The organism is Pelolinea submarina (assembly GCF_003966975.1).
GTDB classification, from domain to species: Bacteria; Chloroflexota; Anaerolineae; order Anaerolineales; family Anaerolineaceae; genus Pelolinea; species Pelolinea submarina.
Window position 1 is genome coordinate 1,737,287 of sequence record NZ_AP018437.1, and the last position, 24,686, is coordinate 1,761,972.

Genomic DNA, 24,686 nt, shown 5'->3' on the forward strand with positions numbered 1-24,686 from the left:
ATGAAATAAATCCTGACTTTCTATAAAAATTAATAGGGATGAAGTCCGCAGAATTCCAGCCCGGTCGTCTCGTCCCAACCCATCATGATGTTCATGCACTGCACGGCTGACCCGGAAGCGCCTTTCATCAGGTTGTCGATGGCGCAAATGGACACTAAATGCCCGCTGTTATCATCCAGGTCGAAACTGATGTCGGCGTAGTTGCTGCCGGCTACAATTTTGGGTTCCGGCACGCGATAAATGCCGCGCTGTTCCTTGACCACCCGTATGAAGGGGTTGTCGTTGGATGCGGCGCGATAAGCTTTCCACAGATCCTTGGTGGCAATACCTTCCTTAGCTTTGGTGTGTACCGTCGCCAGGGCGCCGCGTACCAAATCGACCGCGGTCATGGTAAGAGACACGTCGTTCAATCCGCTTTCCTGTATGACCTCGGCAGTGTGGCGGTGGCCGAAGGATGAAAAGGTGCGGATGACGTTGGCCCGTTCGGCGTGCAGCGATCCGGCGTTGCCGGCCGCGCCGGATTCGGAAGAACCGACTTTAATCTCAATATAAACCGGAGCGCTCTTATCGATCAGATCCGCGCTCACCAGCGGCAGCAGCGCCAGGTTGCTGGCGGTGGCATTACAGCCAACTCCGCTGATGTAACTGGCGCCGGCAATTTCGCCGCGATGGATTTCCGGCAGGCCGTAAACGAATTTGTCCAGCCACTGCGGTGCCGCATGCGGTTGGCCGTACCATTTTTTATATAAAGCCGGATCTTTCAAACGGAAATCGGCGGAGAGGTCAATAATCTTGGGGGCCAGCTCGGCGTAATGGTCAATCTGTGTCTGCACCTGACCGTGCGGCAATGCCAGAAACAGGATATCGGCGGGTTCCACCTGGGCGGGATCGCAAAATTTCAACGTGGTGTGTTTGCGTAAATTGGGATGTACCTGATAGACAAATTCACCCAGATGCGCGCGGGAAGTAACCTGTTGGACTTGAACCTGGGGATGCCCCAGCAGCAGCCGCAAGAGTTCCCCGCCGCCGTACCCGGACCCACCAATAATACTTACATTTAGCATACCTGCTCCTCGATTTGAGTTGAATGTTGGGCGGAATTGGCTGTTTTTAGCACATATTCCACAATTTCACCGGCAATGTCCACTCCGCTGGTGGGCTGTAGAGAATGAAATTCCATGGTGTGGTTGACTTCATTCACCAGCAACCCCTTTTGGGGATGTTCCACCAGATCTACAGCCAGCACACCTCCGCCGACCGCGTTGGCCGCCCTCAGGCAAAGATCTTCGATTTCCGGCGTGAGCGGACAGATTTCACCCTCACCGCCGCGGGCAGTGTTGGTGATCCAATGTTCTGATTTACGGTAGATGGCCGTGATGACACGGTCGCCGATCACCGCGGCGCGGATATCGCGTTCGGGCTTTTGAATGTATTCCTGAATGTAAAAGACCGAATGCTGGGTGGAGCCAAGTGTAGCTTTATGCTCCAACACAGCTTCCGCTGCGTCGCGGTCATTGACCTTGGCCAACAGCCGGCCCCACGAGCCGACTACCGGCTTGAGCACTACCGGGTACCCCATGGTTTCGATGGCCTCAAGGGCAGCTTCTGAAGTGAAAGCGGTCATCACATGCGGCTGGGGCACACCGGCTTGCGCTAATCGGGCCGAAGTGACCAGCTTGTCGCCGCAAACTTCGGCCACTGCCGCGCTGTTTACGGTTGGGACGCCGAAAGCATTCAGCAATCGGGTAGCGTTCAACCCGCTGGTAAAGCTGATACTGCGTTCTAACACTGCATCAAAAGCCTGCCAGGGCTGGGGTTGTTCCAGGTCGAATGAGATGGTGCGATCATCCAACCGTTCATAATCCACAGCCCGCTTTTCCAGCGCGGAGAAGATCCATTTTTCTTCTACCCTTACGCGGGAAAAAAGGACACCGATATGGGGTTTACCAATCATGGGATATCAACAGGTTGAGGCTATTCGCCCCAGTCTTCCTGCTCCATGGGGGCTAACTCCAAAGCGGCCGGGTCCAGCGAGGTAACTTCCAAATCTACGCCGCAATCCGGGCAAACCAGAATTTCACCGACTTCGGTGCCGTCTTCCAGAGTGATTTCCGCTTCACATTCCACACAATTTACAGTACTCATTTTTATTTCTCCTTAAATTTCATTCATTTTTAGATAAAGTAACCAGCAGGCAAAAAAAACAGCCCTCCAAGAAGGAGAGCTGTTCAGAATTCCCTGTGGCGTTCTATTCCACTAGTGTACGGATTCCTTTCGACAAATCAAAAGCTCCCATCCTTCTTGGAAGAAGGGGTTTGCGGTCGTCGAGCATTGATTCGTACACGTTTTAAGAACATATTAGGCGCAATTTTATCACGCCAGAGTTCCTTGTCAAGGAAGAAATTAAAATGATGAAAATACTGTAAAACAATCCCAAAGATTGAAATTCTATTTATTGTGAAGGAATTCGCTTTTATCTTACGCGTTAGATTTGCTTTCCCAGGAAAAATCCCAGACCGATGGCGATAATGCCCAGCGCGGTGCTGTTGAAGATGTTGAGCAGTCCCAGCCCCCATTGACCCTGATAGAGGAGAATGAAGCTTTCATATACATAGGTCGAGAAGGTTGTGAACGCGCCCAGAAAACCGATGCCAATGAAAAGGTACCAGCGCGGATTAATAACCGGGTGTTCTGCCGCCGCAGAGAGAAAAAATCCCAACAATAAACTGCCGGTAAAGTTGATCAGAAATGTACCGTGGGGAAAGCTATTTCCCATTCTATTAATAACCCAACCGTTAACCAGATAGCGCGCATTTGCGCCCAGAACCGCACCAATAGAAATGATCAAGAATTCGTCCATGCGAGGTGAGAGGTATCCTTTTAAATATGTTTTTAAATCGAAAACCCCTGCCATGATGAAAAAATGGCAGAGGCCATCAGCAATGATCGGCAATTCGATAGATCTCAGACGTGCCTCAATGGGAAGCAATTCTATCCAGAATTGGATACATGTCAAGAGAAAGCAATGATATGGGTTATTTTGCGGAAATCATACCGAAATCTTTGACCAGATGACAGATTCGGATCAGAAACTGGTTTATCCCACGACTGGACAATAACAAGACTGTCTAGTAAAATAACTCGTCATTGATCATTATGTGTATTGGAGGAAGTTTTGGCAAATATTAAATCCGCAATTAAACGAAATCGGCAGAACGAGAAACGCCGTTTGCATAACCGAGTATACCGCGGCAGTGCTCGCACGCAGATCAAGAACGCGCGTGAGGCCATTGTTGAAGGTGATCAGGAGAAAGCAACCGTAGAAGTAAAAGCCGCTATTCGCAAATTGGATGTGGCCGCTTCAAAAGGCATTATCCACAAGAACAATGCCGCTCGCCGGAAGAGCCGCCTGATGAAACAGCTTCACAGCATGAGCTAGTCGTCAACTAAAAATTACCTGAAAATTGAAAGAATAAAGCGGGAGATTTGTAATCTGCCCGCTTTTGTTTTCAAAAGATATACAATTAAATTGACATGTTTGAAAAAGAACAAACCCTCGTAAAATCACAAGTCGCTGAAATTCTTAATGAGGCCGGCTTACCCGATGAACCCTTGAAATGGACCTGGATTCCTTTTAGCGCTCATTGGGGAATCGCAACCTCCCTTTTCGCAACGGCTTCAAAGGAAGCCAAAGCCGGTAAACCTGTCAACGTAAAAACCAGAGCTACCGAATTGGCTGAAATGGTTACAGCCAAACTTCAATTGCCTCCGGAATTTGAAAAAGCTGAAGCCGTGAATGGCTACATTAACCTGTATTTCGATTCACAAATCTTTGCCAAGCAGGTGGTAGACAGTGTGCTGCAGCAGGGCAAGGATTTTGGGCGGGGCGAAGCAACCGGTAAAAATGTAATGGTGGAATATTCCCAGCCGAACACGCATAAGGCTTTTCATGTGGGGCATTTGCGCAACATGGTGCTGGGTTCAGCAGTTTGCGAAATCCTCGATTTTGCCGGCGATCACGTTATCCGCACCAATTACATTGGCGATATCGGCCTACATGTGATCAAGTGGCTGTGGAATTATATGAATTTCCACGCCGGGGAAGTACCTCCCACGGAAGGCATGACGCGCTGGATGGGCGGTTTGTACGCCGAAGCCATCAAGCGCCTGGACGAAAACCCGGACCTGGAAGAACAGGTACGGTCGCTGTTTATGCGCTGGGACGCGCGCGACCCGGAAATTGTGGCGTTATGGCAGCAGACGCGCCAATGGTCGATGGACGCTTTCAAAGAAGTTTATGACCTGTTGGGCATCCGTTTTGACCACATCTATTACGAGAGCGAAGTGGAAGACTCCGGCAAGGAAATTGTCGATGAGTTAATCAGCAAGGGCATTGCCAAAGACGAACGGCCGGAGGGCGCGGTCATTGTTGACCTGGATGAAATTTTAGGCACTCAGGAAAAATACCGCGTGTTGGTGGTGCTGCGTTCCGACGGCACCTCGTTGTATTCCACCAAGGACCTTTCTTTAGCCATCAAAAAATTCGAGCAATATCACCTGGACCGTTCGATTTACGTAATCGATGTGCGCCAGTCGCTGTATATGTCGCAAATCTTTAAATTAATGGAGCTGATGGGCTACGCGTGGGCGCAGAATTGTTATCACCTGGCTTACGAAATCGTCAACTTGCCCGGCAACGTGACCATTGCTTCGCGTGAAGGTACGGTGGTGCTGTTGGAGGACTTGATCACCGAAGCCGAGAAACGCGCGTTGGTGATTGTGCAGGAAAAGAACCCGGATTTGGCAGAAGCGGTCAAAGCCGAGGTCGCCCGTAATATCGCCATTGGCGCGATCAAATATTCGCTGATTTCACGCGATAACACCAAAATTATTACCTTTGACTGGAACGCGGCTATGGATGTGAACGGGCAGGCTGCTCCTTATATCCAATACGCGGCAGTCAGGGCAAATAGCATACTGAGAAAGGTACAATTCTCCATACCCAAGAGTACCCAGGTGGGGTATACCTTGAATAAGGACGAAGTGGAGCTGGTGGATTACCTGATGCGCTTCCCCTTGGAAGTGCAGCGGGCAGCCCATGATTTGCGGCCGTTATTAATTGCGAATTACGCTTTTGAGCTTTCAAAGGTTTTCAGCAATTTCTACAATAACTGCCCGGTCTTGACAGCGGATGAACAAACACGCGATTTCCGCCTGCGCATGGTGGCCGCTTCAAAACAAGTCATCACCAATAGTCTGAGCATTTTGGGAATCAATGTTCCCGATGTGATGTAAATCAAAATATTAAAAGGAGAAATGCATGGATCGAGTTAAAACAATCATTATGGGAGCCGCCGGAAGAGATTTTCACAACTTCAATACCTTCTTCCGCGGAAATCAAGCATATGAGGTCGTTGCTTTTACAGCTACCCAAATCCCCAACATCGAAGGGCGTAAATATCCCAAGGAGTTGGCTGGAGACCTGTATCCGGAAGGGATTCCGATCTATCCGGAGAGTGAATTAAATTCACTGATCAAGCAGCATAACATCGATCAAGTAGTTTTCGCATATAGTGATGTGCCGCATGAAGTAGTCATGCACAAAGCATCACAGGTTTTAGGGGCAGGCGCGGATTTCCGGCTGATGGGTACGCACACCACCCAAATCAAATCCAATAAACCGGTTGTTTCGGTTTGCGCCGTGCGCACCGGATCCGGCAAGAGCCAGACCACCCGGCGTGTGTCCAAAATCCTGATTGATATGGGCTACAAAGTGGCCGCCATTCGCCACCCCATGCCTTACGGCGACCTGGTCAAACAGCGCGTGCAGCGCTACGCGTCCTACGCCGACCTGGACAAACATGAATGCACCATCGAAGAACGCGAGGAATACGAACCGCATCTGGATAACGGCGTGATTGTGTATGCCGGTGTGGATTATGCCGACATCCTCAGACAGGCCGAGCAGGAAGTGGACATCGTCTTATGGGACGGCGGCAACAACGATTTTTCCTTCTATGTGCCCGACTTTTCCATCGTCGTGGCCGACCCGCACCGCCCCGGACACGAAGTCAGTTATCATCCCGGTGAAACCAACCTTTACCTGGCCGACGCCTTTGTAATCAACAAAGTGGACACGGCCGAACCGGAGAACGTGCTCAAAGTGCGCGAAAACCTGAGCCGCATCAACCCCAAAGCAGTCGTGATCGAAGCGGCATCCCCGCTATTTGTGGACGATCCTTCAGCGATCCACGGCAAGCGTGTATTGGTAATTGAAGACGGCCCGACCCTCACACACGGCGAAATGAAATACGGCGCCGGTTGGGTAGCTGCCCGACGCTTTGGCGCAGCCGAGATTGTCGATCCGCGCCCGTTCGCGGTCGGCTCGATTGCGGCGACGTACGCCAAATATCCCGGCACCGGCCCGATTCTGCCCGCTATGGGTTACGGTGATGCCATGGTGGCCGACCTGGAAAAGACCATCAATAAAGCCGATGTGGACATGGTGATCTCCGCCACGCCCATCGACCTGACCCGCATCATCAAGGTCAATAAACCCATGCAGCGCGTGCGCTATGAGTTGCAGGAAATCGGCACCCCCACGCTGAAAGATTTGCTGGCGAAGAAATTCGCGAAATAACCAAGATTGCACAATGAGGCCGGTTTTATACCGGCCTCTTTTTTAACCCTTTAAACGGTTGAGGCCCGAAGGGCCGAAACAAAAAACCACCCGCTATGCGGGTGGAAGACGGAAGGTTATACCGAAGTTTAAAAAAAATAAGGACAATAGCTTCTAAAAGAAGAAATCGGACAAAAATGACAAACGGATATATAGAAAAAAACTGTCATTGCGAGTCCGCGGAATGCGGGCGAAGCAATCTCAGCTGTGAGTATTGTATAAAACGCGGAAAAGAAAAACTGGGAGAGATAGGCAAAATATAAGTAAGAAACTGAGATCGCCGCGTCGCTTCCTTAAAACAGGAAGCTCCTCGCGATGACAATTATTCGTGGATAAGGCATTCTTGCCTGACCTACGAATATCTGGAGAGGGTTTGTAGGTCACACATTCTTGTGTGACGTTCAGAACCGAACACTTGCCTAGAGTAAAGCATGGGATGTTCAAGTGGTGGGTTCGGATATATTTCCCAATTTCCACATACAGGTTTTATTCAGGTCATGTGCTTTATAATAAGCGCATGTTTGTAGATGAAGCTGATATTGAAGTAAAGTCCGGAAAGGGCGGTGATGGTATCGTCCACTTCCACAAAGAAAAGTATGTTAACCGCGGCGGCCCCGATGGCGGGGATGGCGGCTGGGGCGGTGATATTGTCTTTGTAGTTAATCCACATATTAACACGCTGGAAACCTTCCGGCATCGCAGTTTATTTGTGGCCGAAGATGGCAAACGCGGCGGTGTGAATGATCAAACCGGTAAGTCCGCGCCGGCCTTAATTATCGAAGTGCCGCTCGGCACGTTAATAACCGATCAGGAGAGCGGAGACGTGCTCTTTGACCTGGTAAAGGAAGGCGATTCATTTGTTGCCTGCCCGGGCGGGCGCGGCGGGCGCGGCAACCCGCACTTTGCCAACGCGCACCGGCAGGCTCCCCGTATCGCTGAGAAGGGAGAACCCGGCCAGGGCAAGCGTCTGCACTTGGAATTGAAACTGATTGCCGATATCGGCATTATTGGTATGCCCAACGCCGGCAAATCCAGTTTCCTGGCAGCGGTAACCAATGCCAAGCCCAAGATCGCGGATTATCCATTTACTACCCTGGTCCCTAACCTGGGTGTGGCAGTTTTGAACGATAACGTTGTGCTGGTGTTAGCGGATATACCCGGTTTGATTGAAGGCGCGCATACCGGCTTGGGACTGGGAGACGCATTCCTGAAACATATCCAACGGACCCGGGTTCTAATCCACCTGGTGGATGGCGCTTCTGCAGACCCATTGGCGGATTATGCGCAGATAAACACCGAACTTTCCTTATTTGATCCGGAATTGGGACAGAAACCACAAGTTGTAGCCATAAACAAGATCGATATGCCGGATGTGGCTGAGCGGGTGGACGCGATTGCGGCGAGTTTTAAAGAGAAGGGTATTGCGCTCAATTTCATTTCCGCATTGGCCCGCCAGAACTTAACCGATATATTATGGAAAGCGCAGCATGAACTGGTTGAACTTCCGGAAATCAGCGAAGAATCCAGTTTGCCGATTTACCGGCCGGAATCCAGGGAAGCGGCTTTTGAATTGAAGCGCACCACGGAAGGCTGGCGTTTGACAGGCGGTGCGATTGAACGCGCGGCAGCCATGACCTACTGGGAATATTTTGAATCCGTTCGCCGTTTCCACCGCATTCTAGAATCCATGGGCATCGAGGATGCCATGCAGGAAGCCGGAGTGCGTGAAGGCGATCGCGTGCTGATTGGCAAACACGAATTGGTATGGAGTGATAATTGGGAAGACTGAAAGGCGCGACTGAGCGGCTGGGTATTTTCGGCGGCACATTTGACCCGCCGCATGTGGGCCATCAGATCCTGGCCATGGAAGCTTACGACCAGCTCCAACTGGATAGGGTTTTGTGGGTATTGGCACCCAACCCGCCGCATAAATTGGGCAAGAAGATTTCCTCTTTGGAATTGCGCATAGAAATGGTGCGCGCGGCTATCGACGGTGATGAAATCTTCGAGTTTTCACGCGTGGATATCGACCGGCCCGGACCGCATTATGTTCTGGATACCATGCGCATCCTGCGCGAACAGCGCCCGGGGGCGGAATTGGTCTTCCTGATGGGCGGGGACTCGCTGCACGACCTGCCCGCCTGGCACAAACCGGATGAGTTCATTGACGCTTGCGATTACCTGGGCGTGATGCACCGGCCGGGCGAGGTCATCCGCCTGGAGGAATTGGAAAGCCGTTTTCCAGGGCTTTCCGAAAAAGTGGAATTTATCGAAGCGCCTCTCTTGGAGATTTCCTCAAACCAAATCCGTTCATTGGCGACCGGCGGAAAACCTTTCCGCTATTACCTACCCTTTGAGGTGTATAAAATTGTCGAAGCTGAAAATTTGTATCAGAAAGAGACTTAACCTGGCATAAAATAATATCAGGTAGAAGTAAATTGATTTCGCTAAGATTGATTGGTTTACCCGCGAGGATTTCATGAAAAAAGTACTCTCAGCCGCCATCCTGCTCAGCCTGGTATTATCAGGTTGTATTTTAGTCACCGTCCCAACCCCAACATCCAGCCCTGCCGTTACTTCCACTGCTGTAGAGCTTCCGACTGAAACCCAAACCGGCGTACCGATGCTAACCAGCACTGCTTCAAAAACGGCTGTTGCCAGCGCAACACCGAGTAAAACGTTGACGCCTTCCATTACACCGACACGTACAAAAACGCTTACACCCACCAAGACGTTAACACCGACCAAAACATCTACACCCACCAAGACATCTACGCCAACCAAAACGCTGACTCCCACGCAAACCTCCACACCCTTGCCTTACACCCTGCAGGTGGAAGCGCCGGTGTATATTAAAAACTTTGTGCATACGGACAAGGGCTGCAACTGGTTGGGTGTAGCCGGCCAGGTATTCGACGCAAATGGGAATCCGGTCTTGAACCTGGTACTGGTTGCAACCGGCAATTTAGGCGGTTCCGCACTCAACCTGACCGCTGTAACCGGCATTCCTGAAGCGGATGTTTACGGTCCTGGTGGATACGAAATCCAACTGGCTAATAAGTCGCTGGCCAGCAGCCAGAGCCTGACCATTCAGGTTTATGACCTGCAAGGCAACGCACTTTCGGAAGCTTACGTATTCGATACTTATGCGGATTGCAGCAGGAACCTGGCGATAATCAACTTCAAAGCACAATAGGAAGTCTAAATACACGTGAAGAATCTAAGTTTTTTAGAATGGTTGGAAACCCTGGCGTCCCGCTGGTATTTTCTGGTTGCGGGCATGATCGTGGGCGGGCTGCTGGGCTGGGGAGCTGCAATGTTGAAAGCTCCTGTTTACGAGGCCAATGCGGTTTTTACAATTACCATTGATTACACCCAAACCGGTGCGTTGTCAGATATTGAAGAGGATCAGGCCATGCGTGGAGTGGGCGACATTATCTTTTCCGAAGAGGTGATTTCGTCTGCGCTGGCGCGTTTGGAAGCAGAGGGATTGACGCTCTCTAAAGACGAATTCTACGATGACGCCATCTTTGACCGTGAGGAATTCCGCTGGGCTATCCGCTATCGAGATGCCGATCCACAGCTGGCTTATCAGGTGCTGCATGCCTGGGAAGCGGCCGCAGATGAAATCCTGCAGGATTCGCTGGTACATGCCCGCCTGGGGGCGGCTTATCAGGAAGTACTGAACGGCCTGACCACTTGCCTGGAACGCGGTACATTGATGGAAGCGGGCGGGGAACGCTGTTCACTTGAAAATTTGGATGAAATACTGGAGAAAACCAACCAGGTGAGCGGCCTGATCACGGATGAATTGGCGCAAAGCCGCGGGTTATTCTCGGCGTTGACGGTGGTGTTATCCAATCCGGTGACAGTACCCACGCTTCCGGTGCGCTTCCAGACCAATGTATTGGTGTTCAGCGGGTTGTTCATCGGCGGGCTGCTCTCCATTATCGGACTGACCCTGCTGACCAGAAAACAATTTGTACGTTCCGATGAGTGACATTCTGCGAAAAATCAGCCGTTTTAGCTGGCTAATAATGATTGCCCTACTGCCCATCAGCAGCATGCCGTTGGTGGCAAAGCTGTTGGGTTCGGATTCGGTAGCCAGTCCTGCCATCCTTTTCCTGGTGATCCTGGCAATAACCTGGTTCCTGCCGCGTGTGGTTCGCGGGGGGGCGTTCTCCAATCATATCCTGCCGTTATTTCTCTTCTGCCTGATTGCGCTGGTTGCAACCGCACTCTCGCTGTTCTATCACGTCCCAGCCTTCAAAGGTATCAACCAGTTTGCCCCGGCAATTTCTTCAGTGGGGACACTGTTGATCGGATTCTTCTTTTTCATCACAGCCAGCTCGTTTCTGGAGACGCGCGAGGACGCGCGCCTGACAGTTCAGGTGTTGAATTGGAGCGGTTTGGTGCTGGTAGCCTGGGCGCTGCTGCAGGCTTTTTTCTGGTACGGTTTCAATCACTACCCGCAGTGGATGTTTGATTTTCAAGGTATGTTATCGGCGCGTGTGTTGTACCGGCAGCGGGTGAACGCTTTTGCCCTTGAACCCTCCTGGCTGGCGCACCAGCTAAACATGCTCTACCTGCCTTTGTGGCTGGCTTGCACCTACAAGAGAATTTCCTTTCATCGTTTCCGCCTGTGGAAATTCAGCTTTGAAAACCTCCTGCTTTTAGGAGGAATGGGTATTCTTCTGTTGACCTTATCCCGCGTGGGTGTGGCCGCATTTATCCTGGTGCTGCTGCTGGTGGCAATGGTACTGCAGGGACGCGTGGTCAGCTGGCTGGAAACCTTGATTAATCGAAAGGGAAGAAGCCTCCATCTTGGACGCAGGGCAATATCGGGGTTGTTGATTTTGTTCTATCTACTGGTAATTTTCGCGGTGGTTTTTGCCTTCTCACGCATCGACCCGCGCATGGCCAGCCTTTTTAGCTTCAGTTTCAACCAGGATGACGCATTGCTGCGCTTCTTCAACGAATTGAAATTCGGTGACCGAGTGATTTACTGGTTGACGGGATGGAACATCTTTAATGCTTATCCTTTCCTGGGCGTCGGGCTGGGAAACGCGGGGTATTATTTCCCCAAATATTTACCGGCTTATGGTTGGTCATTGGTTGAGGTGGAAAATCTGCTCAACCGCACAACTATCCTGCTAAACATAAAAAGCCTGTGGCTGCGGCTGCTGGCTGAAACCGGGTTGGTAGGTTTTTCGCTGTTCATCGGTTGGCTGGTTTCTCTGCTGCCTACGCTGTTGCGTAAGATCCGCAATAAATGCAGTTCTATCAGTGTGTTTGGCTGGATGGGCTGTTTTGTCCTGGCGGCTTTGTTGTTGGAGGGTTTCAGCATCGATTCATTCGCCATGCCTTATTGGTGGGTATCGCTGGGTTTGGCAGTCACGCAGGTCCTACCGGAGGGTGAACCTGCGTCAGAACGAACATAGAGACTCATTATGGAAAATCCGAAAAATCGAGCACAGACTGTTTTCCTGGGGATATTAATCATCGGGTTGGCACTAATTTGCCTGGCATTCCTGGGCCTAAGCTACCGATATTTCAGCAGCCAGGATACAGGCACCACACCTGAAGTGCCAGGGACGAGCGCTTTTGCCACTGAAGAAAAAGCTGTACAGACTGTTACTGTGGAACCGACCAGCGTGAACGACTTAATCATCACCGAAGGCCAGATCACCCTGAATACCCTGGAAGCGGTAGCCGTACCAGAAAATGATCCGCTGGACCTGGCGGTTCGTTTCAGCGGTGTCAGCAATCCGCGTGTAAATTTGAAGGAACCGGCTGTAATCAAGGCCAATGGAAGCAAGCAGCCTTTTTGGATTCTGGACGTGGACGAGAACGACTATCGGCTAATCAATGCCACTTTGGAATACCAAACGCCTCACCTCTATTTTTGGGTAGAAGATGGTGTTGAAGTCGATCAGGAAGATGTGGCTAAATTGGCGGATGTTTTCGAAAATCAGATCTATCCAACCGATCGAAAATATTTTGGCAGCGAGTGGACGCCGGGGGTGGATAATGATGACCATTTAGTGATCATTTATGCGCACAAATTGGGCGGAGCTGCCGGTTATTTTTCCGGTTCCGATTCACTGACACCGGAAGTGTCTCCATTTTCCAACGCAGCTGAAATGTTCTATCTCTCTGCGGATTACACCGATTTAGGCAGCTCTTACACCTATGGCGTACTGGCACATGAATTCCAGCACATGATCCATTGGAACCAGGACCGCAACGAAACCTCCTGGCTGAATGAGGGATTCTCCGAATTGGCCGCGGACTTGAACGGTTTTGATGTGGGCGGATTTGATATATTTTTCTCTTTCGACCCGGATTTGCAGTTGAACTTTTGGCCCGGTGATGATCAGGGAGACGCCTCGCCGCATTATGGCGCATCATTCCTTTTTACGCGATATTTGCTGTCGCAATTTGGCAGCCAAACAACCAGCGCAATCGTGCAGAACCCCATGAATGGACTGGTCAGTATCGATGAAGTGCTGGAGGCGAAAATGCAGTCTTATGAAGCGGATGCCTCCGTTTCAGGCCGGCCGGCCGACCGGGTTTTTCAGAATTGGACTATCGCGAATTACCTGCAAAATACTGATTTGCAGAACGGAATTTATGGTTATGGGGATTACACCCAAGCCCCGGTTTTTTACGCCAGTGAAGAGCTGGAATGCGACGGCAGTTGGAACGAGCGCACTGTCAGCCAGTATGGAACGGATTACATCAGTGTTAATTGCGACGAGGATTACACGGTGGAAGTCGAGGGATTAGAGACAGTTGATTTGCTTCCGGCCGACCCGCATTCGGGCGAGTATTATTTCTGGTCGAACAGCGGAGATGAATCGCACATGACGCTCAGCCATGATTTCGATTTCAGCGAAGTTACAGCAGGGCCGATTCTGATGAGTTATTGGGCCTGGTATGACATTGAAAACGATTACGATTACGCTTATGTGACCGCTTCAACCGACGGAGAAACCTGGAAAATCCTGAACACCAGCAGCTGTACGACAGAGAATCCCACCGGAGCGAGTTACGGTTGCGGGCTGAACGGCGCCAGCCAAGGCTGGGTGAACGAAGAAGTTGATTTATCCGAATTCGCTGGAAAAAAGGTTACGCTTCAATTTGAATACATCACGGATGCGGCCGTCAACGGCGAGGGTTTGTTGATTGATGATATCCGTATCAGCTCGTTGGGATATGATACCGATTTTGAGGCAGATGAGGGTGGATGGACTCCTTCCGGATTTGTCCGTATCAGCAACCAGCTTCCGCAAGCTTACGCGCTGGCCTGGCTGCAAACGGGAGGGGATGAGAGCGTGGAAAAGTGGATTACTTCAGCCGGGTTGTCACAGGTGATTGAAGTCGCTGACTTGAATGCTCAGCAGGATGGCATCCTGGTCATCAGCGGCCTGACCCGTCATACGCGTACCCCGGCTGCATATCGCTTGAAAATCACGCCGCTTAATTAGCGCGTTTGTACTCTTCCAACTCCGCGGTCATTTCCACACGTTTCTGCCTGGCAGCTTCCTGAAGCTGGTTGCGCAGATATTGAAGACGTTCGGAAAACGCCATCTTGGTTTCATCTCCACTGCCGGGCGAGAGCAGTGTTGCGACAACAGCCCCGGTCAGGGCACCAAGAGCGGCACCTGCAACAAATTTGATGGTTTTATTCATAGATTATCCTCTCGCAATTTTCTTATCCAATTGTAACTGAAGAATCTCCGGTGGAGATTAATCGAGCAGCTCCTCCGGGTTAATTTACTTTCCTTTATACAAATCCAACTTTGGAAAAGTTGAATTGATATGGGCGGGGATTTAACATTCTTCCACGCGGCCTCGCAGATTTTCCAAACGGGCTTGTGCCAGCTCAGGCATGGCATACAGCAGATATTGCGGGGTGCTGCCTTCAATTTTGATGCTGGCTGAAATATTACCCATCAGTGCGGCGCGCAGCGGATCGAAATATTGGCTGTACCCTGCCAGGAATCCGCCCCCGAAAGCATCGCAGGCGCCAACGGTGTCCACAACTTTGGCGGGATAGGCCGGGATGTGGTATTTCTTATGGCTGTCTCGTTCGTATAAATATTGGCCATCTTTTCCAGCGGTGATGACGACTATCTCGATTCCGAAAGTACTCATTACCTCTGCCATTTCCCAGACACCACGATCGCGCCCAAGGAAAAGTTTGCTGGCACGGTTAATTGTGGTGATTATCGCAGTCGCTCCTTGAAACACGGCCGGAACATCAAACCAAAAAGAGGCTTGCATATAACCTTCAGCCGGGTTGAGGATGACAGTACTGACATTTTTTGCACGGAAGAGCGGGGGAATCAGACTGTGCGATAAATAATCCAGCGGGGCCATATACAGGAATTGGCAGTCCATCAATTCATCCGGAATGTCTTCCGGCCGCAGAGAATACGTTGTGCCACTCCTGCGGTTATCCAATTGTTGCGGGTTGGGCGTGTATCCCAACAAGGATTTGGGGAAAGGCAATCCCAGGTCAAAGAAATACTTTTGAGGATTGTCCGTGCGGTATTCGTCTTCGCCTGTAAAGCTATAGAAGGCGCGTATATCCATTTCTGTCGGCAAGCGTTTGACTGCAAAAGTATTGAAATGGTGAGCTTGGATGTCCGTAATCCAATCTTCGCTGTAATTTTCCCCTACTTTTGCCGCTAAACCGGCAGCTTCTTTCCAAAGACGGTGACTGTAGGCAGTATAGAGTAAATTACCGCCCGGTTTTTCAATAAAAATTTCCTTATTTACATTAATGATGGTTTCCTGCGCCAGTTTACCGCAAATCAGGGTGTTAACTGATAATGGAATTCTCATGAAGTGCAATCAGGTTGTTTATCTACGTTAAAAATCGGAATGTCGAAAAAGAAGAACTCAGACGCCTTTTTCGATCAGAGACCAGAGCACTTGAATGATCCCCATGGCAGTCTTACCGGCTTTCTTCCCGGTAAAGCGGACCTCATCACCATTCAATTCCGCGGAACGATCGATCAGGATAGCGGCCACGACACCCAGGGCGGCACCAATGACACCTCCCAGAACATAGGTCGTGAGTTTATTATTTTGGTTGCTCATATCCACCTTTTATGTGAAAAATTATCTATTTAAAATATCTGTTTAATAATGACGCGTACAGCACATCAACTTCTTCCCATGTTCTGTGAATGCCTTTGGAAATGGACTCAACGCCATGCGTAAGCCGTACGCTTGTTTGCTTGATTTTCACCAGACCTGTCTTCGCAGCCGTGGAAATTTTATAGGTTATGGCTGATCCGACAAAAGTCAGGGCAATTAATGCGAACAGAAATACAAAAAGAGGCAGGATGATCAGGATTGCGGCGATGTCTGCCCACATACGCAGATCGACTGCACCTCCGGCTGATTTCCCAAAGAGCAGAAACAAAATTGCCGCTGCCCCAATACCGGTCAGGAGCAAAGGAAAATAAATCTGCCAAAAAGTCTGGCGGCTATGTTCGCTGGATTCTATTTGAGATTGATAGTTGTTTTTCTCTTCCATATCTTCATTCTAACATAGCGTGTCAGCGGCCCTGAGCTTTGAAAGTTAGAATTATATTAATGACTTGCTGCTGTTCAGCCTCACTCATGCTATTGTAGAAGGGTAAACGCACCAACCTGTCACTGTATTCTTCAGTAACCGGCAGGTCGCCGGCTTGATAGCCGAAGTATTGGCCCATGTCGGCAGTATGCAGGGGTACGTAATGGAAAACGGCCAAGATATCGCGTTCTTTCAGGTACTGAATGAAGCGCTGGCGTATTTCCAGGTCGGGCATCAGCAAGTAAAACATGTGATAGCTCTGTTCGCAATAATCGGGAATGAAAGGCAATTTGACGCTGTTTTCCAACGCCCAATCACCCAGTTGTGCCGCATAGGTGTCCCATAACTGTTTGCGTTTGGACTGGATGAATTCGGCTTCTTCAAAATGCGAGAGCAGCACACCCGCCAGGATATCTGAGGGCAGGTAGCTGGACCCTACATCCACCCAGCTATATTTATCGATCTGCCCGCGGAAGAAGCGGCTGCGGTTGGTGCCCTTTTCGCGGATAATTTCGGCTCTTTCCACCATGTCGGGATTGTTGATAATTATGGCGCCGCCTTCACCGCAGGAAAAGTTCTTGGTTTCGTGAAAACTTTGCGTTGCCAAGCTGCCAAAAGTACCCAGAAGACGGCCTTTATATTTACCTAGAAATCCGTGCGCGTTATCCTCCACCACCTGCAGGTTGTGCCTTTGGGCGATGTCCATTATCGCATCCATTTCACAGCCTACTCCGGCATAGTGCACCACATAAATCGCTTTGGTATGTTCGTTGATGGCTGCTTCAATTAATCTTTCATCGATATTCAGGGTATCCGGGCGGATGTCCACAAATTTGGGCTTGGCGCCGCGCAGGACAAAGGCGTTGATGGTGGAAACGAAAGTGAAAGAGGGTACGATGACCTCGTCGCCTTCTTCCAGATTTAACAGCAGCGCCGTCATTTCCAGAGCGTGCGTGCAGTTGGTGGTCAGCAGGGCTTTCCGGACGCCGAGGGCGTTTTCCAGGAACTGATTGCATTTCTTAGTGAAAGGGCCGTCCCCGGAGATATGATTTCCTTCGATTGCTTGCCGGATATAGTCAAATTCCTTGGGTGCGATATAAGGTTTGTTGAATGGGATCATGATTATCCTTTCGAAGTGATGTCTTCGTTATCTTCAGCCAAAGTATAAGCCGGTTGATTCATGGAGCGATGAAAGATACTGCCCAGGTATTCCCCAAAGATACCCAGGGCGAAAAGCTGCGCACCGCTGAATATACTGATGATGGAAGCCAGGAAGGGAAAACCCGGTACGCTGCCTTCCTGCAACGAACGAATAACGGCGTAGATCAGGATGCCAACGCCGAAGAGTGTCAGGAAGAAGCCAGTGAAACTGGCGAATTTCAAAGGGATGGTGCTGAAACCGGTTAGGACGGTCATGCCCAGGTTGATCAGCTTGCCCAGGGTGTAATTGGAGCGGCCAACAGAACGCTGCTGTTCAACCACCTCCACCGTGCCAAAATTATCCGTCCCCCATGTCAGCAGGGCATCCATAATAACGTTCGGCCCATTAAACGAGGCAAACGAACGGCGCAGGTCGGTTTTAAAGGCTCGAAAAGCGCTGATGTATTTCAAGCGCTTGAGTCCCAGAATTCTTGCCAGGAAGCGTTTGGACAGCTTGGAGGATAAGTTCCGCCAAAGGGAGTGCACCAGTTTTTCGGGGATGCCGTAGACCACGTCGTAACCCTCGGCTAATTTATCCAGCAGCTTGCCGATTTCCTCTGGCAGATGCTGCAAGTCGTCATCCATGGTGACGGTGATCTCATATCGGGCGGCGCGGATGCCGCACAACAGGGCATTGTGCTGGCCGTAATTGCGCATCAGGTTGATGCCCCGGATGGCCGGGTTGGCCTGCATCAATTGCTTTACAGTACTCCAACTGGCGTCCCGGCTGCCATCGTTAACCAGAATGATCTCATACCGGTCACAGCGTTCTTTCAAGGCTGCATCAATGCGTTGGGTCAGCTCCGTCAGCGTCTTTTCGCTGTTATATACGGGTATGACAACTGAAAGATTTTCCTTCATGGGTGCGCTTTCTATTCTTGTCTTTGCTGTCTTTTTATGGACAATTGTATTCCTGCATATATTCTACTAGTTTATCAGCAGAAGGGACGTCATCCTGGCGGGAAAGCCGCTTGAGGGTGTTGCATAGCCCATTCTCGTAGTTGCCTTCAGCGGAAAGGAGCTGGTCGGCGATATATTCCGTTCTTTCCCAATTTTCCAGACGGATATTGCTCTCCAGGAAAGGCAGCCATTCGGAGGCCGCGCGCGGCGCATAACCTTGCGCGATGGCTTCTTCACCCAGTGCAACGGCTTGATCGTAATCGCCGTTTTGGCGTGCCAGGTCGGCTGTCTCAAAGTAATAACACCAGTCTTTTTGCGGCTGATTGGTGAAGATGTCCGTAAGGGGCTGGTGGGCAGGCTCGGATTTGATCAGCGAAAGGTCGGTCAACTTGAGTTCACTCACTTGCGTTTCCGAAAGGTTGGGCAGCGCGATGGAATTGGCGTAGGTGCGATCCATGACCTGCAAACAGGCGGGCGGATCGTATTTGACGGCGACAACCCGGTCGGTGCTGCCGTTGAAATCGAAGGAGCGGTAGGGCTGGTGGATGGCCACGCCCGGTTCGAGCGCGGACAGCCAACTGCCCAGGCGTACGTCGGAATAATAGAATACATAATTCAGGTCATAACTCCGGCTGTCGGGCGCGTACATCAGGTTGAGCGGGGCAGTTAGCGAGTTATCGCTGTAATAATCCACGCCGATGTCCGAGCCCAGCACCACGGTGCCGGGTTCCAGATCGGGCATGCGCCAGGACATTTGCCAAAAGAGGTTTTGCATGTCCTCCCAATCGCGCTTGTAGCTCATCTCGTTCTCGAAGTGCGCCCCAACCGCACTGCCAATCAGTAGGCAGACCAGCAGGTTGGCGGCAAAATGCGATTTATCGACCAGCGCATAGATTAAAGCGGCTATCACGGCCACGCCGGGGATGAACGCCAGGGTCATGCGATCCCAGGCAAACTCGATTTCCAGGGGCATGTCCAACACCCACACAATGGAACCGGCCAAGCAATACAGGAAGAGACCCACGACGAGCCATTCCCACAGGGGCTTCTTCTGCGTGGCTTTTTCAACAGGCTTGTCATTACCCAGTAGGCTCAGGAACAGCGCGGACAGCAGCGCGCCGGCCGCGCTCAACGCCCAGAACAGGTAGGTGGCCGAGGTGCCGAAATCGCTCACTTTAGGGATGCGGAAGGAATCCAGCCAGGCTTTGACGGTGACGGTGAAAAAATCTTTGGGGATGCGGCTGAACAGCGTTACCAGAATGGATGTCGGGCTGGACTGGTAGCCTTCCAACAAGTCCGGCTCGTAGGTGGGAAACTTAAAAATGAACACGCGCCAGAACATGAAGGCGCCGAAGATGAGCAGATAAGGCAGCCAAAGTTTCAGGATAGCTTTGATCAGGGCTTTGAAGTCCTTAAATTTCGGCTTGAGCAGGATCCACAGCAGCAGCGGACGCAGCATTTCCAAAGTGGCGAAATTTTCGATGGAGAACATGCCCAGTGCGCCGACATAGGAAACGATCGCCAGGGGCCAGTTGAATTTCTCGCGCTTGGCGTTTTGCAGCATCAGCAGCACGGAAAGCAGGAACAGGTCAAAGACGCTGAAATGATGGCAGTAAATCAGGGCGATGGGCTGCTGGTGGAAACCGGGATAAATGGCAAAGATGCCCGCGGCCACTGCGGCGATTTTTCGCCGTTCCGGCCAAACGGTGCGGAAGATCCAGTAAAAAAGTATTACGCTCAGGTAGCGAAGGGCGAAGGCCAGCAGGTGATAACCCAACGGGTTGAACTTGAATAGCGAAGTGGTCAGCATGAAATTCCAGGCTGAGAAAGGCCGGTCGGAGGCCAGGAATTCGGGGAAACCGCTCGCGCCGAAGGTTTTATAGAGGAACAGGATCGGGAAATCGTCCCAATAAAACCCCAGAGCGGGGATCAATACACCATAACTTAGAAAGCAAATAACCAGCATCCAGGCGTAAACCAACCAGGTCTGCCGTTTTTCGGAAGCAAAAAAGGAAATAATTTTTTTCATGTGGATCAATTGTAAGCGTGAATTGTTTTTACTCGCAACCCAGCTCGGCCATAATTTGGCTGGCTGCCTCGGTTTTTGAAGTTGAGTCCGTGGTTTCCGCTGCCAGGTCCTGCCATAAGTTGCACAGCATGGGCTGGTATAAAGGCGAGACTGCGGCAGTCTCCCGGCTGAGACCGAGCGCGTTTTCCCAATCGCCTGTGCGGGCGTAACCCTCGATGAATGGAATGCGTTCAGAAGCGTCGTTGGGGTGATCGTCCAGCTTGAACGCGCTGCCGGCTAATTGGACAACTTCTTCCCATTTCCCCAATTCCGCAGCCAGGCTGGCTTTTTCATAATAATAGCACCAGGAGTTAGCCGGAGCTTCCGACAGAAAGAAAATCTGATTCTGTTGAGGATCCGCGCTGATCAGGTCATCGCGCGAGTTGGCCGCGTATTCCCGCAGGACCGCCGGCAGGAGCGGGTTGTCCCCGTCCAGATCGGGATCGACTAGGTGCACGCAGCCCGGCGGAGCGTAGTAGAACAGCACCATCTGGTCGGTGGATCCCTTAAAAGTGTAGATCCGGTAATTATGATTGATGGCTGTGCCGGATTCCAGCGAAGCCAGGCTGTGACCCAGGCGCGACTCGGTGTAATTCAGCAGGTAAGGCATGTCCGTGTCGTCCTTTTGGCGGCTGCCAGTATCGTAAATCCAATTGAATACCGCACTGAGCGAGTTGTCGCTGTAATATTCCAGGGGAAGCTGGTCGGTCACCAGCAGAGTATTTTCTTCCAACGCAGGAATGCGCCAGCTAAGCTGCTGGAAAAACTGTTCAAAATCCTCCCAATCCTCGCGGAAAAGGTTGGCCTGATAGACCTGGAAGACCGCCGAAAGGCCGAAAACCAGGCTGAAGAGACTCATGCGAATAGCCGGTTTCAGCGAAACCAGACTGATGAGGGCATATACCAGGACGGCCGAACCCAGCATGAAGGGCAGCATGACGCGGTCGGCCGGGAATTGCGTGCTGGGGGACAGGTTGGCGGCCCAGAAGGGCAGGCCGGCTGCCAGCAGTGAAAGCAGCGCGCCGATGACTGGTGTCTTCAGCCACGCTGATGAGCCTTCGATGTCTTTAACCGTCCTGCGTGTGAAGAACCAGGCGCCGAATATGAAAGCTGCCAGTAAAACCAGATAGAGCTTGGAAAACAAGCTGCCAATGTTGAGAGGGCTGAACGGTTGGAATAGCTGTGTCCAAGCCGGGACCGTGCTGGTGTACAGGTTCTTGAATTGCTGCGCAACCATATCCCACAGGGTTGCCAACGGGCTGCTGGTCAGTCCATCCATTTGCTGGACTTTATACAGCACCGAGGAGGCAATGAACACGCGATATATAAGGAAAAGGACGAAGACCAACAGGTAAGGCAGCCACAGCTTAAGGGTACGCTTGAATTTCTCACCAAACGAGGTCTGCGCTGCCTGAGCCAGCAGCATAAAGATGATAAAAGGCCGCAGCAATTCCAGCCCGGCAACGTATTCCACCGCGGTCATACAGGCCACGGATAGCAGGATGGCGCCGGCCATGCGCAGGGAGGGCTTGCCGCCGGCGCGGATCTCTTTCACAAATAAGGTCAGCGAAACGAAGTACAATGCCATGACCGCGAACACATGCGTATAGATAACAGAAATCCACTGCTGCTTGAAGCCCGGAAAGACCAGCAGCAGCAGTGCGATCCATTTCAGGTCCATTTTCTTCTGAGGCCATAACGCTTTGAGGAAGCTATAGGCGCTCCAGGTGAACAACCAGCGCCCCAGGATGGCAGCCAGCTGCCAGGCCCAGGGGCTTTCACCCATCACGGACATGGGCAGGGCGTAGAACGCCGCCAGCAGGGGGCGGTCCAGTGCGATAGCGCGCATCACGCCGGATACGCCAGAGATGTGCCGGAACCATAAATAAGGAAAGTCATCCCAATAGAATCCCAGGAAGGGGATGAATAAACCGTAAATCAATAGGCTTAAAGCCAATAACAGCAGAGGAAACAGGTCGTAATTTTTCAGTTTTTCAATCATAGGTGTTGGGATTGGGGTCGGGCTCTCCGGCCAAATCCAGCAGGTATTGGCTGTATTGGTTATCCGTATCGGAAGCCAGCGTGAGGAGCTGCTCGCGGTCGATGAAACCCTGACGATATGCGATCTCTTCCGGGCAGGAGATCATCAAACCCTGCCGTTCCTCCACGGTTTGCACGAAAACGGAAGCTTGCAGCAGGGATTCGTGCGTGCCGGCGTCCAGCCAGGCGATGCCGCGGCCGAACACGATCACGTTCAGCTTGCCTTTTTCGAGATAAACACGGTTCAGGTCGCTGATCTCGATCTCGCCGCGTTTTGAGGGCTGTAATTTGGCAGCATACTCGCTGACGTGGCCGTCGTAAAAATAAATACCGGGCACGGCCAGGTTGGATTTCGGTTTCTCGGGTTTTTCTTCGATACTGATGGCCTTGAAGTTTTCATCCACTTCCACGATGCCGAAGGCGTGCGGGTCGCGCACCGGGTAAGCGAAAACAGTCGCTCCATCCTGAATCTTGGCGGCGTTTTGCAGCAAGCCGATCAGGCCGCGCCCGAAGAAGATGTTATCGCCCAGGGTCATGGCCACCGGTTGGCCGTCGATGAAGTCCTTGCCCACCAGGAAAGCGTCGGCCAGGCCGCGCGGTTCTGCCTGGGTGGTGTAGGAGAAATTCAACCCCCATTTCTGGCCGTCGCCCAGCACGTCCCTGAAATTGCGTTCATGCTCGGGAGTCGTGATAATCAGGATGTCGCGGATTCCGGCAAACATCAACATGGAAAGAGGATAGTAAATCATGGGTTTATCGTAAACCGGCAGCAGTTGTTTGCTGACGCCGTAAGTGACCGGGTAAAGGCGCGTGCCTTTGCCGCCTGCTAAAATGATACCTTTCATGCCTTGCCCTCTCCTCTCCGGACATAATTTGCTTGCAGCCAATCCTGAAAAGACGGCCGCTGCAGGATTTTTTGCACCCATTCCGGATTTTCTAGATACCAAATAACTGTTTTGCGCAGCCCGCTTTGCAGATCTTCCAGGGGCCGCCAGCCTAGTGTTTTTTCAATTTTCCGTGTGTCCATAGCGTAACGGCGGTCATGGCCGGGCCGGTCCGGCACAAATTGAATCAGGTTTTCGTGCGGCTGTCCATCGGAGGCGGGCCGCAATTCGTCCAGTATTACGCAAATCGTTTTCACGATCTCCAGGTTTGCCGGTTGGTTGTCGCCGCCAATGTTGTAGGTTTCGCCGAGGGTTCCTTTTTCAAGCACATCCACCAAAGCCCGGCAGTGGTCTTCCACGTACAGCCAATCCCGAATTTGCTGCCCGTCGCCGTAAACCGGCAGGGGCTTTCCATTCAGCGCGTTCAGGATGATGAGCGGGATCAATTTTTCAGGAAATTGGTACGGGCCGTAATTATTGGAGCAATTGGTGATGACGGCCGGGAAATTAAAGGTTTGGAAATACGAGCGCACCAGCAGATCACCGGAGGCCTTGGAAGCCGCGTATGGGGAGTTGGGCGCGAAGGGTGTGGTCTCGCTGAAAGCGGGATCATCCTTCCCCAATGTTCCGAAAACTTCATCGGTGGAAACGTGCAGGAATCGGAAGGCGGATTTGGCGGGTACGTCCAGCTTTTCCCAGTAACCCAGCGCGGCTTGCAGCAGGTTGGCCGTGCCGACCACGTTGGTTTGGATAAAGCGCATCGGATCTTTAATGGAGCGATCCACATGTGTTTCCGCGGCAAAGTGCACCACGGCGTCAAAATGATATTGTTGGAATAGGCACGAGACCCCGTCTTGATTGCAGATGTCACCGCGGATGAACTGATAACGGTCCGAATCCTGAATTGCGCTCAAATTATCCAGGTTGCCTGAATAGGTCAGTGCATCAAAATTAATAATATGCAGATCATCCCGTTGGGATAAAAGATGCTGGATGAAATTGGAACCGATGAAACCAGCGCCGCCTGTAACCAGAATATTTTTCATAGACCCTTTCCGCGATATTACCCAGATTATAGCCTATTGGACTTTTTGCAGGAGTACAAAAATTCCTTAAAATATTGTATAATTTAATGTAGTAGTATTTGGAAAATTTCGGAAATTTTGCCTTTATTTTGGCTAACGATTTTTGCTGATAAAACTACCGGTTTCAAACCGGTAGTTGGGATCTGAAAGAATAATGATATACAAAAGCATTATGGATTCTTTTTTAGTTTTAACTTCAACGGATCAAAGAGAAGTTGAAATTTAGACATAGTAGATA

Annotated in this window: 23 protein-coding genes; 9 read left to right on the forward strand and 14 right to left on the reverse strand. The window is 51.2% G+C overall.

The window, feature by feature from the left end; all coding sequences use genetic code 11:
• Window positions 1–29 precede the first annotated feature (29 nt).
• The 4 genes from argC to crcB all read right to left on the reverse strand — a co-directional run bounded on the left by argC (window position 30) and on the right by crcB (window position 2,860).
• Entirely contained in the window at window positions 30–1,064 is a 1,035-nt protein-coding gene (gene argC / locus Pelsub_RS07620) for an N-acetyl-gamma-glutamyl-phosphate reductase (RefSeq protein ID WP_116224319.1), read from the reverse strand.
• The gene (gene lysX / locus Pelsub_RS07625) at window positions 1,058–1,954 is read right to left on the reverse strand and encodes a lysine biosynthesis protein LysX (protein WP_116224318.1); all 897 of its coding nucleotides are present in this window, start codon (window positions 1,952–1,954) and stop codon (window positions 1,058–1,060) included. The genes argC and lysX overlap by 7 nt, the downstream gene beginning before the upstream one ends.
• A gap of 20 nt (window positions 1,955–1,974) precedes the next feature.
• Window positions 1,975–2,145: a lysine biosynthesis protein LysW gene (lysW, locus tag Pelsub_RS07630; RefSeq protein WP_116224317.1), complete on the reverse strand. Its 171-nt coding sequence runs from the start codon at window positions 2,143–2,145 to the stop codon at window positions 1,975–1,977.
• A gap of 340 nt (window positions 2,146–2,485) precedes the next feature.
• Window positions 2,486–2,860, reverse strand: a complete 375-nt coding sequence (gene crcB, locus Pelsub_RS07635; protein ID WP_116225014.1) for a fluoride efflux transporter CrcB — start codon at window positions 2,858–2,860, stop codon at window positions 2,486–2,488.
• A gap of 315 nt (window positions 2,861–3,175) precedes the next feature.
• Here crcB and rpsT point away from each other — a divergent pair, with 315 nt between their 5' ends.
• The 9 genes from rpsT to Pelsub_RS07680 all read left to right on the forward strand — a co-directional run bounded on the left by rpsT (window position 3,176) and on the right by Pelsub_RS07680 (window position 14,169).
• The gene (rpsT, locus tag Pelsub_RS07640) at window positions 3,176–3,439 is read left to right on the forward strand and encodes a 30S ribosomal protein S20 (RefSeq protein WP_116224316.1); all 264 of its coding nucleotides are present in this window, start codon (window positions 3,176–3,178) and stop codon (window positions 3,437–3,439) included.
• 95 nt (window positions 3,440–3,534) lie between these two features.
• The gene (gene argS, locus Pelsub_RS07645; RefSeq protein WP_116224315.1) at window positions 3,535–5,295 is read left to right on the forward strand and encodes an arginine--tRNA ligase; all 1,761 of its coding nucleotides are present in this window, start codon (window positions 3,535–3,537) and stop codon (window positions 5,293–5,295) included.
• Between the two features lie 25 nt (window positions 5,296–5,320).
• Window positions 5,321–6,640, forward strand: a complete 1,320-nt coding sequence (locus Pelsub_RS07650; protein WP_116224314.1) for a cyclic 2,3-diphosphoglycerate synthase — start codon at window positions 5,321–5,323, stop codon at window positions 6,638–6,640.
• Between the two features lie 556 nt (window positions 6,641–7,196).
• Window positions 7,197–8,468 (forward strand): GTPase ObgE, encoded by a 1,272-nt coding sequence (gene obgE / locus Pelsub_RS07655; protein ID WP_116224313.1) that lies wholly within the window; start codon window positions 7,197–7,199, stop codon window positions 8,466–8,468.
• Entirely contained in the window at window positions 8,456–9,085 is a 630-nt protein-coding gene (gene nadD, locus Pelsub_RS07660) for a nicotinate-nucleotide adenylyltransferase (RefSeq protein WP_116224312.1), read from the forward strand. The genes obgE and nadD overlap by 13 nt, the downstream gene beginning before the upstream one ends.
• A 73-nt stretch (window positions 9,086–9,158) precedes the next feature.
• Window positions 9,159–9,875: a hypothetical protein gene (locus tag Pelsub_RS07665; RefSeq protein ID WP_116224311.1), complete on the forward strand. Its 717-nt coding sequence runs from the start codon at window positions 9,159–9,161 to the stop codon at window positions 9,873–9,875.
• A gap of 15 nt (window positions 9,876–9,890) precedes the next feature.
• The gene (locus Pelsub_RS07670; RefSeq protein ID WP_116224310.1) at window positions 9,891–10,679 is read left to right on the forward strand and encodes a hypothetical protein; all 789 of its coding nucleotides are present in this window, start codon (window positions 9,891–9,893) and stop codon (window positions 10,677–10,679) included.
• Window positions 10,672–12,120: an O-antigen ligase family protein gene (locus Pelsub_RS07675; protein ID WP_116224309.1), complete on the forward strand. Its 1,449-nt coding sequence runs from the start codon at window positions 10,672–10,674 to the stop codon at window positions 12,118–12,120. The genes Pelsub_RS07670 and Pelsub_RS07675 overlap by 8 nt, the downstream gene beginning before the upstream one ends.
• Window positions 12,121–12,129: 9 nt before the next feature.
• Window positions 12,130–14,169 carry an immune inhibitor A domain-containing protein gene (locus tag Pelsub_RS07680; protein ID WP_116224308.1) on the forward strand — a complete coding sequence of 680 codons (2,040 nt, stop codon included), beginning with the start codon at window positions 12,130–12,132 and terminating at the stop codon, window positions 14,167–14,169.
• Here Pelsub_RS07680 and Pelsub_RS07685 read toward each other — a convergent pair.
• The 10 genes from Pelsub_RS07685 to rfbB form a co-directional block, all read right to left on the reverse strand.
• Window positions 14,162–14,374 (reverse strand): YtxH domain-containing protein, encoded by a 213-nt coding sequence (locus Pelsub_RS07685; RefSeq protein ID WP_116224307.1) that lies wholly within the window; start codon window positions 14,372–14,374, stop codon window positions 14,162–14,164. The two genes, Pelsub_RS07680 and Pelsub_RS07685, sit on opposite strands and share 8 nt — an antisense overlap.
• Window positions 14,375–14,515: 141 nt before the next feature.
• Window positions 14,516–15,532 carry a carbohydrate kinase family protein gene (locus Pelsub_RS07690; protein ID WP_116224306.1) on the reverse strand — a complete coding sequence of 339 codons (1,017 nt, stop codon included), beginning with the start codon at window positions 15,530–15,532 and terminating at the stop codon, window positions 14,516–14,518.
• 57 nt (window positions 15,533–15,589) lie between these two features.
• Window positions 15,590–15,790 carry a hypothetical protein gene (locus Pelsub_RS07695; RefSeq protein WP_116224305.1) on the reverse strand — a complete coding sequence of 67 codons (201 nt, stop codon included), beginning with the start codon at window positions 15,788–15,790 and terminating at the stop codon, window positions 15,590–15,592.
• A 25-nt stretch (window positions 15,791–15,815) separates the two neighbouring features.
• The gene (locus tag Pelsub_RS07700; RefSeq protein WP_116224304.1) at window positions 15,816–16,232 is read right to left on the reverse strand and encodes a hypothetical protein; all 417 of its coding nucleotides are present in this window, start codon (window positions 16,230–16,232) and stop codon (window positions 15,816–15,818) included.
• 22 nt (window positions 16,233–16,254) lie between these two features.
• Entirely contained in the window at window positions 16,255–17,391 is a 1,137-nt protein-coding gene (gene rffA / locus Pelsub_RS07705) for a dTDP-4-amino-4,6-dideoxygalactose transaminase (protein ID WP_116224303.1), read from the reverse strand.
• A 2-nt stretch (window positions 17,392–17,393) separates the two neighbouring features.
• Window positions 17,394–18,332 (reverse strand): glycosyltransferase family 2 protein, encoded by a 939-nt coding sequence (locus Pelsub_RS07710; protein ID WP_116224302.1) that lies wholly within the window; start codon window positions 18,330–18,332, stop codon window positions 17,394–17,396.
• 34 nt (window positions 18,333–18,366) lie between these two features.
• Entirely contained in the window at window positions 18,367–20,400 is a 2,034-nt protein-coding gene (locus tag Pelsub_RS07715) for a hypothetical protein (protein WP_116224301.1), read from the reverse strand.
• A 28-nt stretch (window positions 20,401–20,428) separates the two neighbouring features.
• Window positions 20,429–22,441 carry a hypothetical protein gene (locus Pelsub_RS07720; RefSeq protein ID WP_116224300.1) on the reverse strand — a complete coding sequence of 671 codons (2,013 nt, stop codon included), beginning with the start codon at window positions 22,439–22,441 and terminating at the stop codon, window positions 20,429–20,431.
• Window positions 22,434–23,324, reverse strand: coding sequence for a glucose-1-phosphate thymidylyltransferase RfbA (gene rfbA / locus Pelsub_RS07725; protein ID WP_116224299.1), 891 nt, complete (start codon window positions 23,322–23,324; stop codon window positions 22,434–22,436). Before rfbA ends, Pelsub_RS07720 begins: the two co-directional genes overlap by 8 nt.
• Window positions 23,321–24,409, reverse strand: a complete 1,089-nt coding sequence (rfbB, locus tag Pelsub_RS07730; protein ID WP_116224298.1) for a dTDP-glucose 4,6-dehydratase — start codon at window positions 24,407–24,409, stop codon at window positions 23,321–23,323. The genes rfbA and rfbB overlap by 4 nt, the downstream gene beginning before the upstream one ends.
• Between the last annotated feature and the right edge of the window lie 277 nt (window positions 24,410–24,686).

What these genes read in the sequence shown, in the direction of transcription:
- rfbB (WP_116224298.1), bottom strand. Translation starts at nt 24,409, where the DNA reads ATGAAAAATATTCTGGTTACAGGCGGCGCTGGTTTCATCGGTTCCAAT.
- crcB (WP_116225014.1), bottom strand. Translation starts at nt 2,860, where the DNA reads ATGGACGAATTCTTGATCATTTCTATTGGTGCGGTTCTGGGCGCAAAT.
- lysW (WP_116224317.1), bottom strand. Translation starts at nt 2,145, where the DNA reads ATGAGTACTGTAAATTGTGTGGAATGTGAAGCGGAAATCACTCTGGAA.
- Pelsub_RS07650 (WP_116224314.1), top strand. Translation starts at nt 5,321, where the DNA reads ATGGATCGAGTTAAAACAATCATTATGGGAGCCGCCGGAAGAGATTTT.
- Pelsub_RS07665 (WP_116224311.1), top strand. Translation starts at nt 9,159, where the DNA reads ATGAAAAAAGTACTCTCAGCCGCCATCCTGCTCAGCCTGGTATTATCA.
- Pelsub_RS07680 (WP_116224308.1), top strand. Translation starts at nt 12,130, where the DNA reads ATGGAAAATCCGAAAAATCGAGCACAGACTGTTTTCCTGGGGATATTA.
- lysX (WP_116224318.1), bottom strand. Translation starts at nt 1,954, where the DNA reads ATGATTGGTAAACCCCATATCGGTGTCCTTTTTTCCCGCGTAAGGGTA.
- Pelsub_RS07720 (WP_116224300.1), bottom strand. Translation starts at nt 22,441, where the DNA reads ATGATTGAAAAACTGAAAAATTACGACCTGTTTCCTCTGCTGTTATTG.
- rfbA (WP_116224299.1), bottom strand. Translation starts at nt 23,324, where the DNA reads ATGAAAGGTATCATTTTAGCAGGCGGCAAAGGCACGCGCCTTTACCCG.
- Pelsub_RS07690 (WP_116224306.1), bottom strand. Translation starts at nt 15,532, where the DNA reads ATGAGAATTCCATTATCAGTTAACACCCTGATTTGCGGTAAACTGGCG.
- argS (WP_116224315.1), top strand. Translation starts at nt 3,535, where the DNA reads ATGTTTGAAAAAGAACAAACCCTCGTAAAATCACAAGTCGCTGAAATT.
- argC (WP_116224319.1), bottom strand. Translation starts at nt 1,064, where the DNA reads ATGCTAAATGTAAGTATTATTGGTGGGTCCGGGTACGGCGGCGGGGAA.
- Pelsub_RS07700 (WP_116224304.1), bottom strand. Translation starts at nt 16,232, where the DNA reads ATGGAAGAGAAAAACAACTATCAATCTCAAATAGAATCCAGCGAACAT.
- Pelsub_RS07675 (WP_116224309.1), top strand. Translation starts at nt 10,672, where the DNA reads ATGAGTGACATTCTGCGAAAAATCAGCCGTTTTAGCTGGCTAATAATG.
- rffA (WP_116224303.1), bottom strand. Translation starts at nt 17,391, where the DNA reads ATGATCCCATTCAACAAACCTTATATCGCACCCAAGGAATTTGACTAT.
- Pelsub_RS07710 (WP_116224302.1), bottom strand. Translation starts at nt 18,332, where the DNA reads ATGAAGGAAAATCTTTCAGTTGTCATACCCGTATATAACAGCGAAAAG.
- Pelsub_RS07695 (WP_116224305.1), bottom strand. Translation starts at nt 15,790, where the DNA reads ATGAGCAACCAAAATAATAAACTCACGACCTATGTTCTGGGAGGTGTC.
- Pelsub_RS07685 (WP_116224307.1), bottom strand. Translation starts at nt 14,374, where the DNA reads ATGAATAAAACCATCAAATTTGTTGCAGGTGCCGCTCTTGGTGCCCTG.
- Pelsub_RS07715 (WP_116224301.1), bottom strand. Translation starts at nt 20,400, where the DNA reads ATGAAAAAAATTATTTCCTTTTTTGCTTCCGAAAAACGGCAGACCTGG.
- obgE (WP_116224313.1), top strand. Translation starts at nt 7,197, where the DNA reads ATGTTTGTAGATGAAGCTGATATTGAAGTAAAGTCCGGAAAGGGCGGT.